Source organism: Variovorax sp. J22P240, assembly GCF_030316855.1.
GTDB lineage: Bacteria > Pseudomonadota > Gammaproteobacteria > Burkholderiales > Burkholderiaceae_C > Variovorax.
On sequence record NZ_JASZYR010000002.1, the window covers coordinates 586,190 to 601,300 of the forward strand.

Consider the following 15,111-nt stretch of genomic DNA (forward strand, 5'->3'; position numbering starts at 1 on the left):
GGCACTGCGGTCCGGCATAGACCGTTCGCTCCATTGATGCGTTGCGGCAAGCATGAAATATTGGGGCCGAACGACGAGGACCCGCATGGACGAAACCATCCAGAAGCTGGTTGCCGAGCGTCGCCATGCACTTCATGGCGCTGATGACGGCCGTCGGGCCTGGGGCCTGGCGCTGTCGGGCGGCGGCATCCGCAGCGCCACCTTCTGCCTGGGCCTGCTCAAGTCGCTGGCGGCGCACCGGCAGTTGCTCAAGTTCGACCTGATGTCGACAGTCTCCGGCGGTGGCTACATCGGCGCGATGCTGGGTCGGCTCTGCACCAACGCGAAGTCGGCCGATGACGTGCGCGAGATCGAGCGCGCACTGGGCGACGTCGATCGCGCGCGCTTCGGCTGGTGGCTTCGCGGCAATGGCCGCTATCTCATTCCGGGCGGCATGCGCGACACGCTCTTCGCAGCCGCGCTCTACCTGCGCAACCTGCTCGGCACGCACATCGAACTCGCGATCGCTGCCAGCCTGATCGGCATCGTGCTCGCAGCGACTAACCTGCTGCTGTGGGACGCGGTGTTCAGGGCGGTGGACCTCAACAGCATTTCGCCCGACAACCCGAACAGCGTGAGCGCGCTGACCAGCGTGCAGTACGTGCGCCTGCTGGTCGAATGGGCGACACAGTGGCCGACCTTGTGGTTCACGCTCGTCGGGCCTTTCATCGCGTCGATCGTCCTGGCGTGCGCCTACTGGTCGGTGCGCGACAAGCCGTCGACCTCTTCGATGCTGCTTCAAGTGGCCATGTGGGTGGCGCTCGGCCTTGGCGCCTGCTGGATCGGTCCGCCACTGCTGCAGCGCTACAGCGGGCCGCCCTGGCTGGCTCCGGCCTTCGAGGTCTTTGCGCTGTGCTGGGTCGTCGCCTTGCTGTGGGTGTTGTACCGAAGCCGGGTGCGATCGGCGGCCGAACTGCGCAACGAGTTGACGGATTGGCTGGCGTCGGTGCTCAACACGGCGCTCTTGATCGTGATGCTCGGCCTGCTCGATCGCAGCGCATGGTGGCTGGCGGCAGAGACGCCGCGGCAGTCCATCTCCTACGGTGCGGTCCTGCTGGTTGTTGCGGCAGCGCTGCGGGGCGTGCTGCCGATGCTGCTCGCTCACAGGCAGGAGATACCCGGCATCGGCAAGACCCTGGTGATGTCGCTCGCGAGCCTGCTGGGCCTGGTGCTGGCATTCTGTCTCGCGGCATGGTGGGTGAGCGTGGTGTATTCGGTCGCGCTGCTGCCCGTCTTCACGCCCGCGGGGCTGGACTTCATGCGCGGCTGGGCGTGGCTGGGCACCATCGCCGTGATCATCGGCACCTATGCACTGGTGACGGGGCGCAATTTCGCATTTCTCAATGTCTCGTCGCTGCACATGTTCTACAAGGCGCGCATCGTGCGGGGCTATCTTGGCGCGGCCAATGCGCGCCGGCTCGGCGCGAGCCCGACGGACAAGGTCTCGGGCCTGGAGCCGCCGCAGGTGCCAGTCGGCGAGGTCGATTCGCACGACGACATCTCGCAGCTCCACTACACGCCGCAGTCCCATGGCGGGCTGGTCCACTTTGCGAACGTCTGCATCAACCAGACGCACGGCACCAAGGACAAGCTGTTCAATCGCGACCGCAAGAGCCTGCCGCTCACGATCGGGCCGTGCGGCTGGATGCAGGCAGCCGGCGCGCCATGGGCGCAGGCCCATGGCGACGGTGCGCTCACGCTCGGCGCCTGGACCGCGATCTCGGGTGCGGCCTTTGCGCCCGGCCTCGGCCGGCTGACCAAGCGCGGCATCTCGGCGCTGTCCGTCTTTGCGGGTCTGCGGCTCGGCTATTGGTGGAACAGTTCGGACGCCGGCATCGTTCAGCGGGGCGCCGTCGTGCACGCGAGCCCGCTGTTGATGAAGACACGCTTCATGCTGCTCGAGTGCTTCGGTGCGTTTCCGGGCAGCAGTTCCGCGAACTGGTACCTGAGCGACGGCGGCCATTTCGAGAACACCGGTGCGTACGCACTGCTGCGGCAGGAGGCGGCGTTGATCGTCATTGCCGACTGCGGCGCCGATCCGGACTATCGCTTCTGCGACTTGGAAATCCTCATCCGCCGCGCGCGCATCGACCTCAACGCGGAGATCACTTTCATGAAGCCGCGGCCGGGTGCCGATTGGACGCACCTCGCTTCCTTCGGCTCGCTCAACGACCTCGCATCGCCGAGCAGCCAGGCGTGCCTTGCGCTGGCGCATGTGCGCTACGCGAGCGGCGCCACGGGCCAGATCGTGTTGGTCAAGCCGAATGTCTCGGCCGCGTTGCCTGTGGATCTCGTGAACTTCAAGGCGGCCAATCCGCTGTTTCCGCAGCAGCCGACCACCGACCAATTCTTCGACGAAGCGCAATGGGAGAGTTACTTCCGCCTCGGCGCCGAGATCGGCGATCGGCTCGAGGAAGAGATGCTGGAGCACGTCGCGTTGGGCGCGCCGGGCCTGTTCGTGCCCGACGACGGCCAACCGAACGCGATCGCGCAAGCGGCGAAGCCCGGTGACAAGGACAGCGCCGCCGCAGCCGCGGTGGGCTCCATGAGCCGCCTCCAGGCGCGGGTGCTGAAGGCCGGCGCAGTCACGGCGTCGATCGGCATCGGCACTGCGGCGACCTTCGGTGTGGCGGCCTGGCAGGGCATCGACAGCTGGCGCGCACAGCGCGCGGAGGCGGAGCGTTCGGAGAACAGCGCCTTCAAGGATCTCACCGAACGCTGGGCGCACCTGGGCAACGGGACGGGTGGCGGCGACGCGCCAGCCCTTTTGGCGGCCGAGCTGCTGCGCACCGGCGATTTGCTGTGCCGCGAGGGCAGCGACAACTTCATGGCGAACTTCCGCCTGTCGGTGCGCATCGTCGACGACGCCAAGCAGGCCTGTGCGAACGAAGCCCCGGAGCAGCGTGCACCGGCCTGCGCCCGCCTTCTCGACCCGGGCAACGGTATCGACTGCCTGCAGCCTCCACCGGCCCAGCCGTGCGCGCCGCGCTATTGGGCACGCGATTACACAGGGCAGACGGGGTCGAAGCAGAACTGCAGCGGCATCCTGCCCGAGCCCTTTGCCATTGCGGTGCGGGCGCGCGACCTCGTGACGGGGTGGCGCGGCGAGACTCGGGTGGCGGCCGCGCCGCCGCCCTATGCCCCCTCGGCCGGTTCAGCCGGTTCGGCGGGCACGCCGGCGCCGATCCCGCCCGACGTCTGCGAAGGCGCCGTCGTCTACATCCAGACCTACGGCACCGCGTTCCGCGACAAGGCGCGCTCATGGCGCGGGCCGTGGCGCGAACTGGGTGCCTCCGTGCCGCCGATCGAGGACGTGCTCAGTACCTCGCGTCGCCAGGGCCGGGCGCCACCCGTGGGCCATCCGGCTCCGACCGTGGTCATCCGCGAAGAATCATCGCGGGCCTGTGCGCAGGCCCTGGTCCAGACCGCCCCCACGCCGACCGGGCAGCCCTGGGCCATCAAGATGCTGCCGCGCGCGATCAAGTCGGATCCCGGGGCGATCGAAGTGTGGCTGCCGAGGCCCTAGAGAACGGCCCTAGTCCGACCCGGGCCGCCAGACTCTCGCCAGCACGCCCAGCTTGGTACGCAGCGTGTGACGCTCATCGGACAGCGCATCGATGAAGTCCGACAGCCGCTTCGACTTGACCATGGTGTAGACCGTGAGCCAGGTCGTGAACGCGAGGATCGCGCCGAACCAGAGCAGCTTTTTCCACAAGGGCGAATCGGCTTCGGCAAGCAGATTCATGCCGAGGAAGCCGGTCGTGATGGTGCCGATCAGGCCGAACAGCGTGACCACTGTCAGACGTACCACCGTGTTGGCCTGCCGGCGGAGGCTGTCGGCATCGAGGTATGTGTTCATGTCGGCGATGCGCTCCTTGACCTCCTCGTAGAGCGGATCGAGGCCGAGGTGCGTGGTGCACAGGTGCGACAGCGCGCGCACCTGCGCCTGTTCGGAAATCTCGTGGAACCAGTAGCGGTGCGTGAAGCGAAGGAAGCCTTCGAAGCTGGCCCGGATTGCGCGCTTGAAGCGCTTGACGCTCGCGACGTCGTGAATGTCGAGGCTGCGCAGTGCTTCGACGAGGCGATCCGAATACATCAGCAGCGCAGCCTTCTGGAAGTGCGCGATGAGAAAGAGCAGGAAGTGCTGGTGCCGGAACTGCGCCAGCACGCCGCGGTCGCGGCAGCAGAAGAACTCGGCGTGTGCGTCGCCGATGACGATCAGCGCACGGCCGTTGCACAGGTAGCGCGTGTTGGGCGCTGCACCCGCGTTGACCCAGAAGCGGTCGTAGCAGTAGCGCTGCTCGAAGTCGACCATGCTGTCCTCGGCGAAGGGCAGGGGTCCCGCGCCGGAGACGACTGGGTCCGCAGCACCGCTGACCAGGGCCAGCCGCACGAAGTCCGCCCGCGACAGGCCGCGAGGATCGTCGAGTGCGAGGTAGGCCATCACGGGCATGCGGTAGTACTCGATTTGGCGGAAGCGCAGTGCGCCCGGCTCGTCCGAATGGTCGCTCACGAGCGGGCGCATCAGCCACGCCCAGTGGGCCGCAATGCGCGGCGCGCGGTGCTCGGCCACATGCGACATGAAGGCCTCGCGCTGCTGCGCGTCGGAACTCGACAACACGCTGCCGTCGGCCGCCAGCCACTCGACGCTGCTCATGCAATGCAGCGCCTGGCCGTGCGCGTCCCAGCCGCCAGGATACGCACGGCCGAAGCGGTAGAGGATCTCCTGCGCCTGCGGCAGGCTCAGGTCGTCGGCGCCCACCTCGACGTTGAGCAGCACCACGTCGACATCAAAGAAGAAGTACAGGTCGACATGGACCATCTGCAGCGTGATGGGTGCATCGCCGGGCCGCGCCACCACACGCACCGCCGCGACGTCGCTGCGCCGGAATACGCGCATGGGTGAATCGCTTCCGAAATCGGTGCCGGCCTGCCGATCCTTGCGGCCATCGCCGTAGAGGAAGCGCTGCACGTAGGGAAGGAAGCTGACGAACTCGTTGTAGTGGCGCTCGTGAAAGCGGTCGCTGCTGCCGGTGTATTCATCGATCTCCTCGCGCCACGGCGATGCATCTCCGAGGTCGCGCAGCACTTGCCAGGGGCCGCGATGCGCGTGCCGCGGATGGGCCGTCGGCATCAGGCGCAGCGGCCACAGCAAGGTCTGGCGCAGGTGATGCACCGCGGGCGCGGGCGCCGCGGCCGCAAGCTGTGTCTTTGCGTCGGACGTGTCGGTGATCAGCATCGCTCCAGTGTAGGCACGCCGGGTGACTAGGGGAATCCCTAGGGTGGTGCTGAAACCGGTTTCACATATACTGAATCGCCCCGCAATGAAGTGCTTCCGAAGCGCGGCGCACCAATCCGAATCCCCATCCGAGTCATCGTCACCCGTGAATTACCAATTCCAGTTCGACGCCGTCTTCGCCGCATGGCCGCTGCTGCTGAAGGGCACCTGGATCACGATCCAGCTCTCGCTCGTTGCCACGCTGCTGGGGCTGGTGGTGGCCATCTTTTGCGCCTGGGGCAAGACCTCGGGGCCAGCCTGGCTGCGCTTCATCGTCAACGCGTACATCGAGGTCATCCGCAACACGCCCTTCCTGGTGCAGCTGTTCTTCTTTTTCTTCGCGCTGCCGGCCATCGGGCTGCGCTGGTCGCCCTACACGGCGGCGCTCACGGCGATGGTGGTGAACCTCGGCGCCTACGCGGCGGAGATCGTCCGCGCCGGCATCGAGTCCATTCCCAAGGGCCAGATCGAAGCGGGCAGGGCGCTCAACCTAAAGCCCTGGGAGATCTTCCGCTTCGTGGTCATCAAGCCCGCGCTCAAGGCCATCTACCCGGCGCTCACGAGTCAGTTCATCCTGCTGATGCTGAGTTCGGCAGTGGTGTCGGTGATCTCCGCCGATGACCTCACCTCGGTCGCGGCCAATCTGCAGTCGCAGACCTTCCGCAGCTTCGAGATCTACATCGTGGTCGCGTGCATCTATCTGGCACTGGCGCTGACTTTCTCGGCGCTGTTCAAGCTGATCTACAAGCGCACGCTCAACTATCCGGATCGGCGCTGAACACCATGCGTACCTTCGGCTTTCCCGAATTCCTGTTCATCCTCGAAGCGGCCCAGTGGACGCTGGCACTGTCGCTCATCGCCTTCATCGGCGGCGCGATCCTGGGGCTGGTCGTTGCGCTTGCCCGCACCTCCGAGAGCAAGACGGCGCGCGTGCTGTCGACTGGCTTCATCCAGATCTTCCAGGGTACGCCGCTGCTGCTGCAGCTGTTCCTGATCTTCTTCGGCGCGCCGGTGTTCGGCCTCGACATCAATCCGTGGATCGCGGCGGGCGTGGCGCTGGTGCTCAACAGCGCTGCCTTCCTCGGCGAGATCTGGCGCGGCTGCATCGAAGCCATCCCGCGCGGCCAATGGGAAGCTGCGCAGGCGCTCAATCTCAGCTACGCCTCGCGCATGCGCGACGTGGTGCTGCCGCAGGCCTTCAAGATCGCGCTGCCGCCGACCGTGGGCTACGTGGTGCAGATCATCAAGGGCACCTCTCTCGCGGCCATCATCGGCTTCACCGAGATCACCCGCGCCGGGCAGATCATCAACAACGCGACCTTCCAGCCGCTGCACGTCTTCACGACGGTGGCTGCGCTCTATTTCGTCATCTGCTGGCCGCTGTCGCTGCTGGCGGCGCGCATGGAGCGCAAGCGCGCCAGAGCCCTGGCGCGCTGATTCCTTCCCCTTTTCGACTTCAGTCCTCAACTTCAGGAGACCTCGACATGATCCGTTTCACCACCCGTCGCGCTGCCATCGCAGCCCTGGGCCTCGGCGCCGCGCTGACCGCGTTCGCCCCCTTCGCATCCGCACAGAGCGTGGCCGACATCAAGAAGAAGGGTGAAATCACCATCGGCATGCTGGTCGACTTCCCGCCCTACGGCACCACCGATGCGAAAAACCAGCCCGACGGCTACGACGCCGACGTCGCCAAGCTGCTGGCCAAGGACTGGGGCGTGAAGGCCAACATCGTGCCGGTCACGGGCCCGAACCGCATTCCCTTCCTGCTGACCAACAAGGTCGACCTGCTGGTGGCTTCGCTGGCGGTGACGCCGGAGCGCGCGAAGCAGGTGCAGTTCTCGCAGCCCTATGCGGCCGCGACCATCGTGCTGTACGGCAAGACCAGCGCGCCGATCAAGAGCGCTGCCGATCTGAAGGGCGTGCGCGTGGGCGTGGCCCGCGCCAGCACGCAGGACGTGGCCGTGACCAAGGCCGCACCCGAAGGCACCGAGATTCGCCGCTTCGACGACGACGCATCTGCCATGCAGGCGCTGATGTCGGGGCAGGTCGATGCGATCGGTGCCTCGACCACCGTCGCCGCGCAGATCGCCAAGCGCGTGCCGGCCAACACCTTCGAAAACAAGTTCACGCTGGTCCAGCAGAACATGGGCATCGCGATGCGCCCGGGCCAGGACGACCTGCTCAAGAACGTGAATGAGTTCATCGTCAAGAACACCGCGAATGGCGAACTGAACAAGCTCTACCAGAAGTGGCTGCAGACGGACCTGCCGAAGCTGCAGTAAGCGCAAGAGCCTTCAGGGAACACCCATGACCGACGCAGTCACGACGCACGCGGGCACCGAATCCATCATCCAGATGGAGGCGGTGAACAAGTGGTACGGCACCTTCCAGGTGCTGACCGACATCGACCTCTCGGTGCGCACCGGCGAGCGCATCGTGATCTGTGGGCCGTCGGGCTCGGGCAAGTCGACGCTGATCCGCTGCATCAACCGTCTCGAGACGGTGCAGAAGGGCCGCATCGTGGTCGACGGCATCGAGCTCACGGCCGGCGGCAAGAACGTCGATGCCGTGCGCGCCGAGGTTGGCATGGTGTTCCAGCAGTTCAACCTGTTCCCGCACCTCACCATCCTGCAGAACTGCACGCTGGCGCCGATGCGCTCGCGCGGCATGAACAAGGCGCAGGCGGAAGAGGTGGCGATGAAGTACCTCACGCGCGTGCGCATTCCCGAGCAGGCGCACAAGTATCCGAGCCAGCTCTCAGGCGGCCAGCAGCAGCGCGTGGCGATCGCGCGGGCGTTGTGCATGTCGCCGAAGATCATGCTGTTCGACGAGCCGACTTCGGCGCTCGACCCGGAGATGGTCAAGGAGGTGCTGGACACCATGATCGGCCTCGCCGAGGACGGCATGACCATGCTGTGCGTCACGCACGAGATGGGCTTCGCGCGCAGCGTGGCCGACCGCGTGATCTTCATGGCCGACGGCAAGATCGTGGAGCAGGGTCCGCCTGCGGACTTCTTCGGCAGCCCGAAGCACGAGAAGACGCGCCAGTTCCTCGGTCAAATCTTGAGCTCGCATCAAGCGCATTGACGAATCTATCCCCAACGACATGACGCAGGTATTGATTTCTCTCTCATCGTTCGGGGCCGCAGAAACGGGGCGCCACGGCCAGTTGTGGTGTTCGCAGCTTGCCAAGGCTGCCGGCGCCGACAGTGTCGAAGTGCGCGGCGAGTTGTTGCGCGATCCGGCGACCGAGCTCCCTGCATTGGCCGGGCTCGCTTCCGTCTATTCCAGCCCGGAAGGTCTCTGGGCCGAAGGCGGCTGGCTCGACAGTGCTGCGCTCGGCCGCGGCATCGCGGCGGCGAGCACGCTCGGCGCCAAGCGGCTGAAGATGTCGATCGGCGACTTCGGTCCGTCGTCGCACGGCTCGCTGTGGGGCCTCAAGGTGCAGCTCGCTGAAACCCGCGTCGAACTGGTGATCGAGAACGACCAGACCGTATCCGCCGGCACGCTGCCCGCGTTGCAGGCTTTCTTCGACGCTGCCGACCATGCGGGGCTCGACCTGGGCATGACCTTCGACATGGGCAACTGGCACTGGGTCGGCGAATGCCCGTTGCAGGCCGCGCAGGCGCTGGGCCGCCGCGTGCGCTACGTGCATTGCAAGGGCGCGCAGCGATTGCCGGCCAAGTGGGTGGCGGTGCCGCTCGCCGACTCGGTGGCGCCCTGGCGCGCCGTGTTGCGCGCGTTGCCGGCCGATGTGCCGCATGCCATCGAATATCCCCTGATCGGCGACGACCTGTTGGCCGTCACACGCGAGCAGATCGCGCGCATCCGCTCTTTGCGAGGCACATCATGACAAACACTTCCTTCGATGTCGCGCTGTTCGGCGAAGCCATGCTGTTGCTGGTGGCCGACCAGCCGGGCCCGATCGAGAACGCAACCGCCTTCCACAAGCGAACGGCCGGCGCCGAGACGAACGTGGCGATCGGCCTGTCGCGCCTGGGCCTGAAGGTCGGCTGGGCCAGCCGGCTCGGCACCGACTCGATGGGCCGCGCGCTGCTCGCCACCATGCAGGGCGAGGGCATCGACTGTTCCCATGTGACCACCGATGCGACGCAGCGCACCGGCTTCCAGTTCAAGGGCCGCGTGACGGATGGCAGCGATCCGCCGGTCGAATACCACCGCAAGGGATCGGCTGCGAGCCAGATGGGCCCGGCCGATATCGACGAAGCCTGGCTGCGCTCCGCACGGCATCTGCACGCGACCGGCGTGTTCGCGGCCATCTCCAGCACCAGCCTGCAAGCCGCGATCAAGAGCATGGAGGTGATGCGCCAGGCCGGCCGCACGATCTCCTTCGACCCTAACCTGCGGCCGACGCTGTGGGCTTCGACCGAGGTCATGCGCAATGCGATCAACGACCTCGCGGCCCGCGCTGACTGGGTGCTGCCGGGCATGGAAGAAGGCCTGCTCCTCACTGGCGAGAGCACACCGGAAGGCATCGCGCATTTCTATCGGCAACGCGGCGCGAAGCTGGTGGTCGTGAAGCTCGGCGCCGAGGGCGCCTACTACGACAGTGATGTCGCCGGCACGGGGCGCGTCGAAGGCTTCCCGGTCAAGGAGATCGTCGATACCGTGGGCGCCGGCGATGGCTTCGCGGCGGGCGTGGTGAGCGCGTTGCTCGAAGGCAGGTCGGTGCCCGATGCCGTGCGGCGCGGCGCCTGGATCGGCGCGCGCGCCGTGCAGGTGCTCGGCGACACGGAAGGCCTGCCGACGCGGGCGCAGCTCGAGGAGGCCCGGCTATGACGCGCAAGAACATCCTCGTATTCCGCGAACTCCCGGACGACCAACTGGCGCGCTTGCAGGCGGCGCATGAGGTCATCGTCGCGAATCCGCGTGTGGCCGCGCAGCGCCCCGCTTTCGATGCGGCCTTGACCACGGCCCATGGCCTGATCGGCTCGAGCTTCCCCATCGACGACGCGCTGCTCGCGCGCGCACCGCAGCTCGAAGTGGTTTCCAGCGTGTCGGTCGGCGTCGACAACTACGCGCTGTCAGCGCTGCATGCGCGCGGCATCACGCTGTGCCACACGCCCGGTGTGCTCGACGAGACGGTGGCGGACACCGTCTTCGCACTGCTCATGGCGACCAGCCGCCGCGTGGTCGAACTGGCGACCCTCGTTCGCGAGGGCCGGTGGACCCAGAACGTCGGCGAGGAGCTGTTCGGCTTCGACGTCCATGGCAAGACGGTGGGCTTGCTGGGCTTCGGACGCATTGGCCAGGCGATTGCTCGCCGCGCCGCGCTCGGCTTCGGCATGCCGGTGCTCTACCACGCGCGGCGGCCGGTCGATTTCGCGACGCAGGCGCCGGAACTGCAGGGGCGCGCAACGCACACGCCGCTCGATGAACTGCTCGCACGTTCCGACATCGTCGTCGCGATGCTGCCGCTGTCGGACAGCACGCGCGGGATGATCGACGCGAAGGTGTTCGGCGCGATGAAGCCGGGCGCGATTTTCATCAACGGCGGCCGCGGCGCCACGGTGCAGGAAGACGCGCTGCTCGCAGCGCTCGACCAGGGCACGCTGCGTGCGGCGGGCCTCGACGTCTTTGCGACCGAGCCGCTTCCCGCGGCATCGCCGCTGCGTACGCATCCGCGTGTGACGCCGCTGCCGCACATCGGCTCGGCCACGCACGAGACGCGCCATGCGATGGCCGAACTGGCGACCACCAATCTGCTGCGCGCATTGGCCGGGGAGAAGCCGTTGGCCGTCTTCGACACGGCTTCCGCTTGAACGCCAGAGGCCCCATGCAGCGCCCGGGTCGCGCAACCATTGCGGATGTGGCCAAGGCTGCTGGCGTGTCGAAGGCCACGGTCTCGCGATTTCTCAATCACCGCGAGCGTCTGCTGAGCCCCGACATCGCTGCGCGCGTCGAAGCCGCGGTGGCCCAACTGGCCTACACGCCGAGCCCCATGGCGCAGGCACTGAGCCATGGCCGTTCGCGCCTGATCGGCCTGATCGTGGCCGACATCACCAACCCCTATTCGGTTGCCGTGCTACGCGGTGCCGAGAAGGCCTGCCAGGAGGCCGGCTACCTGGTCATGTTGTTCAACCTCGGCAACGACGTCGACCGTGAGCGCGAGGCCATCGATGCGCTCGCCGGCTACCAGGTCGACGGCTTCATCCTCAACACGCTCGGTCGCGGTGGCCTTGTCGATGCCGATGCCTTGCACGGCAAGCCGGCCGTGCTGGTCGACCGCATGCATGCCGGCATGCACTCAGACTTCGTCTCGCTGGACAACACCGCCGCGATGAAGACGGCTTGCGGGCATCTCGTCGAAGGCGGTTATCGCGAGCTGCTCTACATCACCGAGCCGCTGAAGGGCGTGAGCTCTCGGCGCGAGCGCACGGCCGCTTTCGGCGCCTGCGTGGCCGCGCACGAGCCGCGGGTGGCGGGCGAGGTTTTCGAATGCACGGGGGACGATGGCGATGCCCTCGACGCCGCATTGAGCGCCTTGCGCAAGCGCGCGAGGCGCGGTCGCCGGGTGGCCGTGCTGGCGGGCAATGCGGTGGTCACGCTGCGCGTGGCCGCAGCCATGGCGCGCCTGGACCTGAGCTTCGGGACGGACGTCGGCTTCGTCGGCTTCGACGACGCCGAGTGGGCGCCGCTGATCGGCCCCGGCCTGACTGCCGTCGCGCAGCCGACGGATGCCATCGGACGCGCCGCGGCCACCTGCCTCATCGAACGCCTGCGCGGCCTCGAAGGCCCGGCGCGGCAATTGCTGCTCCCGGGCGAGTTGGTGGTGCGCGGGTCGTCGGCCGCGGCCTGATATCGCTCGCGGCGCGCGAGTAGCCGGCCAGCTCGTCGCAGCGCGATCCGCTCTGGATGAACTCGCGTCTCACGCCTGCACGCGCCGTATGGCAACGGCTTTGCAACGCTGAAGATTTTCTCGTGCGGCTTGCACGCTGACCATTCGAGCGTCTGTCTCGTCGTTTCGCCCGAACGGCGCGTGCCTTCGACGCAATGCCGGCTTCTCCCTGCCAGCAGGCCCTCCTAAAGTGACCTCAACTCGATGGTCGCGTACGAAGGAGGTGCCCCATGAATCCGATCGACATTCGCAAGGTCCTCGTTCTGGGCGCGGGCAAGGTCGGCGGCACGGTCGCCGACATGGTGGCCGAGTACCACCGGCTGCCCGTCACGCTCGCTGACCGCGAGCACCGTCGGCACGAGCCCGGTGATCGCCTGGTGCAGCGCACCATCGTCAACGTCGAGGACGACACCGCGCTTGCCGCCGCACTGGTCGGCCATGACGTGGTCATCAATGCGCTGCCTTTCTATCTCGCATCGGGCGTCGCGGCGGCAGCCAGATCCCTCGGCGTGCACTACCTCGACCTGACGGAGGATGTCGCCGCCACCACCGCGATCCGCGCCATGGCAGAAGGCGCCCGCACGGTGCTGATGCCGCAGAGCGGGCTCGCGCCCGGCGTGATCGGGATGCTGGGCGGCCACCTGGCGGATCGCTTCGACGAACTGTACGACCTGCACCTGCGCGTCGGCGCGCTGCCGCGCCACGCGACCAACGGTCTGCGCTACAACTTCACGTGGAGCATCGATGGCGTCATCAACGAGTACTGCCATCCGTGCGCGGCCATCGTGCAGGGCCATCCGGTATCGGTGCAACCGCTCGAAGGCCTCGAGACGCTGGTGCTCGACGGCGAAAGCTATGAAGCCTTCAACACCTCGGGCGGGCTCGGCACGCTGTGCGAGACGCTCGCGGGCCGTGTGCAGAACCTCGACTACAAGACCCTGCGCTATCCCGGCCACCGCGATGCCATGGCGCTGCTGCTGCACGACCTCCGGCTGATCGAGCGTCGCGATCTGCTGAGGGAGGTTCTCGACCATGGGGTGCCGCACAGCCGGGAGGATGTCGTGATCGTCTTCGCGTCGGCATCGGGGCTGCGCCATGGCCGTTTCGAGCAGGAGACGCGCATGGCCCGCATCCATGGCGGGCGGCTGCGCGGCGTGGACCGTACTGCCATCGAACTCGCGACGGCCGCCGGCGTGGTGGGTGTGTTCGAACTGCTGCGCAATGGGCTGCTGCCCGCGTGCGGCTTCGTCGGGCAGGAACAGGTTGCGCTCGAGGCATTCCTCGCGACACGGGTCGGCAGTTGCTATGCGGACCTGGGTGAGGGGGGCGCAGCTTCCGGGCACGCAAGTCCGTCTCGCAGCCAGACCTTCGCACATACTTGGCCGCCTCAGGCACGACGCCGGACCCGGAAGGAGCCACAAGCATGAGCGAAGTACAAGCTGTTTTCGAACGCTGCAGCATCACCGCGGCGGAACGCTCGGGCGGCGCCTTGCGCGTGCGCTCGGCCATCGACGGCGCCGAACTCGCCCGTCTGCACGAGACGCCGGTGGCGTCTATGCCCGACGTGATCGCCCGTTCGCAGGCCGCTTTCCGCCGCTGGCGCGACGTGCCGGCGCCAGCGCGTGGCGAGCTGGTGCGACTCTGGGGTGAGGAACTGCGCACATCCAAGGCCGATATCGGCAGGGTCATCTCGCTGGAGGTCGGCAAGATCGCCCAGGAGGGCCTGGGCGAGGTGCAGGAGGGCGTGGACATCTGCGAGTTCGCGCTCGGCCTGTCGCGGCAGCTCTACGGCAAGACCATCGTGTCCGAGCGTCCGGGTCACCGGATCATGGAGCAGTACCACCCGCTGGGGCCGGTGGCGGTCATCACGGCATTCAATTTTCCGAGCGCGGTGTTCGCGTGGAACGCGGCCATCGCGCTGGTGTGCGGCGACCCCGTCATCTTCAAGCCGTCCGAGAAGGCGCCGCTGTCCGGCCTCGCGACCTTCAGGGCGCTGGAACGCGCGATCGCGCGCTTCGGCGATCGCGCGCCGGACGGGCTCGCGCAGATCGTGATCGGTGGCGCGGCCCAGTCGCAGGCGCTGGTCGACAGCACCGACATTCCGCTGGTGTCCGCGACTGGCTCGACGCGCATGGGCCGAGAGGTCGGCCCGCGTGTGGCCGCGCGATTCGGCCGTCGCATTCTCGAACTCGGCGGCAACAACGCGATGATCGTCACGCCGGCGGCCGATCTCGACATGGCCTTGCGGGCGATCCTGTTCAGCGCAGTCGGCACGGCGGGCCAGCGTTGCACTTCGCTGCGCCGGCTCATCGTCCATCGCACGGTCAAGGACGCCTTGTTGGCGAAGCTGCTGGCGGCCTATGAGAGCCTGCGCATCGGCCATCCCCTGGAGGAGGGCACCCTGGTGGGCCCGCTGATCGACGAGGCCGCCTTCGACACCTTGCGGCACGCCATCGCCGAAGTCGAGGCGCAGGGCGGCCGCATCCTGACCGGCGGCGATCGCGTGCTCGCCGAGCGTTTCCCGGAAGCCTTCTACGTGCGCCCCGCCATCGCCGACATGCCGGCGCAGACGGAACTGGTGCGGCGCGAGACCTTCGGCCCGTTGCTCCATGTGCTGGGCTACGACGACCTCGATCAGGCGATTGCAATGCACAACGACGTTCCGCAAGGCTTGTCGTCGTGCATCTTCTCGAACGACTTGCGCGAGGTCGAGCGGTTCATCTCGGCGGCCGGCTCGGATTGCGGCATGGCCAACGTCAATATCGGTCCGAGCGGCGCGGAGATCGGCGGTGCGTTCGGCGGGGAGAAGGAAACCGGCGGCGACCGCGAGAGCGGGTCCGATGCATGGAAGCAGTACATGCGGCGAACGACGAACACCATCAACTTCTCGACCGAGCTGCCATTGGCACAGGGCATCCGGTTCGGCTGAACCGAG

Annotated in this window: 12 protein-coding genes; 11 read left to right on the forward strand and 1 reads right to left on the reverse strand. The window is 67.3% G+C overall.

Annotation, left to right across the window (positions count from 1 at the left end; translation table 11 throughout):
• The first annotated feature begins 85 nt into the window (after positions 1-85).
• Entirely contained in the window at positions 86-3,565 is a 3,480-nt protein-coding gene (locus tag QTI24_RS09735) for a patatin-like phospholipase family protein (protein WP_286600011.1), read from the forward strand.
• Between the two features lie 9 nt (positions 3,566-3,574).
• On the opposite strand, the gene QTI24_RS09740 is transcribed toward QTI24_RS09735, so the two are convergent.
• The gene (locus QTI24_RS09740) at positions 3,575-5,278 is read right to left on the reverse strand and encodes a magnesium transporter CorA family protein (protein WP_286600012.1); all 1,704 of its coding nucleotides are present in this window, start codon (positions 5,276-5,278) and stop codon (positions 3,575-3,577) included.
• A gap of 145 nt (positions 5,279-5,423) precedes the next feature.
• On the opposite strand from QTI24_RS09740, the gene QTI24_RS09745 reads away from it, so the two are divergent.
• The 10 genes from QTI24_RS09745 (at position 5,424) to amaB (ending at position 15,105) form a co-directional block, all read left to right on the forward strand.
• Complete coding sequence (locus tag QTI24_RS09745) at positions 5,424-6,095, forward strand: amino acid ABC transporter permease (protein WP_286600014.1); 672 nt, start codon at positions 5,424-5,426, stop codon at positions 6,093-6,095.
• A gap of 5 nt (positions 6,096-6,100) precedes the next feature.
• Positions 6,101-6,754: an amino acid ABC transporter permease gene (locus QTI24_RS09750; RefSeq protein ID WP_286600015.1), complete on the forward strand. Its 654-nt coding sequence runs from the start codon at positions 6,101-6,103 to the stop codon at positions 6,752-6,754.
• 47 nt (positions 6,755-6,801) lie between these two features.
• A complete protein-coding gene (locus QTI24_RS09755; protein ID WP_286600017.1) occupies positions 6,802-7,599 on the forward strand; it encodes a transporter substrate-binding domain-containing protein in 798 nt (265 codons plus the stop codon).
• A gap of 25 nt (positions 7,600-7,624) precedes the next feature.
• Complete coding sequence (locus QTI24_RS09760) at positions 7,625-8,404, forward strand: amino acid ABC transporter ATP-binding protein (RefSeq protein WP_286600018.1); 780 nt, start codon at positions 7,625-7,627, stop codon at positions 8,402-8,404.
• 19 nt (positions 8,405-8,423) lie between these two features.
• Entirely contained in the window at positions 8,424-9,170 is a 747-nt protein-coding gene (locus QTI24_RS09765; RefSeq protein WP_286600020.1) for a sugar phosphate isomerase/epimerase family protein, read from the forward strand.
• The gene (locus QTI24_RS09770; protein ID WP_286600022.1) at positions 9,167-10,117 is read left to right on the forward strand and encodes a sugar kinase; all 951 of its coding nucleotides are present in this window, start codon (positions 9,167-9,169) and stop codon (positions 10,115-10,117) included. The genes QTI24_RS09765 and QTI24_RS09770 overlap by 4 nt, the downstream gene beginning before the upstream one ends.
• Positions 10,114-11,100 (forward strand): 2-hydroxyacid dehydrogenase, encoded by a 987-nt coding sequence (locus QTI24_RS09775; protein WP_286600023.1) that lies wholly within the window; start codon positions 10,114-10,116, stop codon positions 11,098-11,100. Before QTI24_RS09770 ends, QTI24_RS09775 begins: the two co-directional genes overlap by 4 nt.
• 14 nt (positions 11,101-11,114) lie before the next feature.
• Positions 11,115-12,137 carry a LacI family DNA-binding transcriptional regulator gene (locus QTI24_RS09780; RefSeq protein ID WP_286600025.1) on the forward strand — a complete coding sequence of 341 codons (1,023 nt, stop codon included), beginning with the start codon at positions 11,115-11,117 and terminating at the stop codon, positions 12,135-12,137.
• 269 nt (positions 12,138-12,406) lie between these two features.
• The gene (locus QTI24_RS09785) at positions 12,407-13,603 is read left to right on the forward strand and encodes a saccharopine dehydrogenase family protein (RefSeq protein ID WP_286600026.1); all 1,197 of its coding nucleotides are present in this window, start codon (positions 12,407-12,409) and stop codon (positions 13,601-13,603) included.
• Complete coding sequence (gene amaB, locus QTI24_RS09790; protein WP_286600028.1) at positions 13,600-15,105, forward strand: L-piperidine-6-carboxylate dehydrogenase; 1,506 nt, start codon at positions 13,600-13,602, stop codon at positions 15,103-15,105. Before QTI24_RS09785 ends, amaB begins: the two co-directional genes overlap by 4 nt.
• Positions 15,106-15,111: the final 6 nt, after the last annotated feature.

What these genes read in the sequence shown, in the direction of transcription:
- QTI24_RS09735 (WP_286600011.1), top strand. Translation starts at nt 86, where the DNA reads ATGGACGAAACCATCCAGAAGCTGGTTGCCGAGCGTCGCCATGCACTT.
- QTI24_RS09775 (WP_286600023.1), top strand. Translation starts at nt 10,114, where the DNA reads ATGACGCGCAAGAACATCCTCGTATTCCGCGAACTCCCGGACGACCAA.
- QTI24_RS09750 (WP_286600015.1), top strand. Translation starts at nt 6,101, where the DNA reads ATGCGTACCTTCGGCTTTCCCGAATTCCTGTTCATCCTCGAAGCGGCC.
- amaB (WP_286600028.1), top strand. Translation starts at nt 13,600, where the DNA reads ATGAGCGAAGTACAAGCTGTTTTCGAACGCTGCAGCATCACCGCGGCG.
- QTI24_RS09760 (WP_286600018.1), top strand. Translation starts at nt 7,625, where the DNA reads ATGACCGACGCAGTCACGACGCACGCGGGCACCGAATCCATCATCCAG.
- QTI24_RS09755 (WP_286600017.1), top strand. Translation starts at nt 6,802, where the DNA reads ATGATCCGTTTCACCACCCGTCGCGCTGCCATCGCAGCCCTGGGCCTC.
- QTI24_RS09780 (WP_286600025.1), top strand. Translation starts at nt 11,115, where the DNA reads ATGCAGCGCCCGGGTCGCGCAACCATTGCGGATGTGGCCAAGGCTGCT.
- QTI24_RS09785 (WP_286600026.1), top strand. Translation starts at nt 12,407, where the DNA reads ATGAATCCGATCGACATTCGCAAGGTCCTCGTTCTGGGCGCGGGCAAG.
- QTI24_RS09765 (WP_286600020.1), top strand. Translation starts at nt 8,424, where the DNA reads ATGACGCAGGTATTGATTTCTCTCTCATCGTTCGGGGCCGCAGAAACG.
- QTI24_RS09770 (WP_286600022.1), top strand. Translation starts at nt 9,167, where the DNA reads ATGACAAACACTTCCTTCGATGTCGCGCTGTTCGGCGAAGCCATGCTG.
- QTI24_RS09740 (WP_286600012.1), bottom strand. Translation starts at nt 5,278, where the DNA reads ATGCTGATCACCGACACGTCCGACGCAAAGACACAGCTTGCGGCCGCG.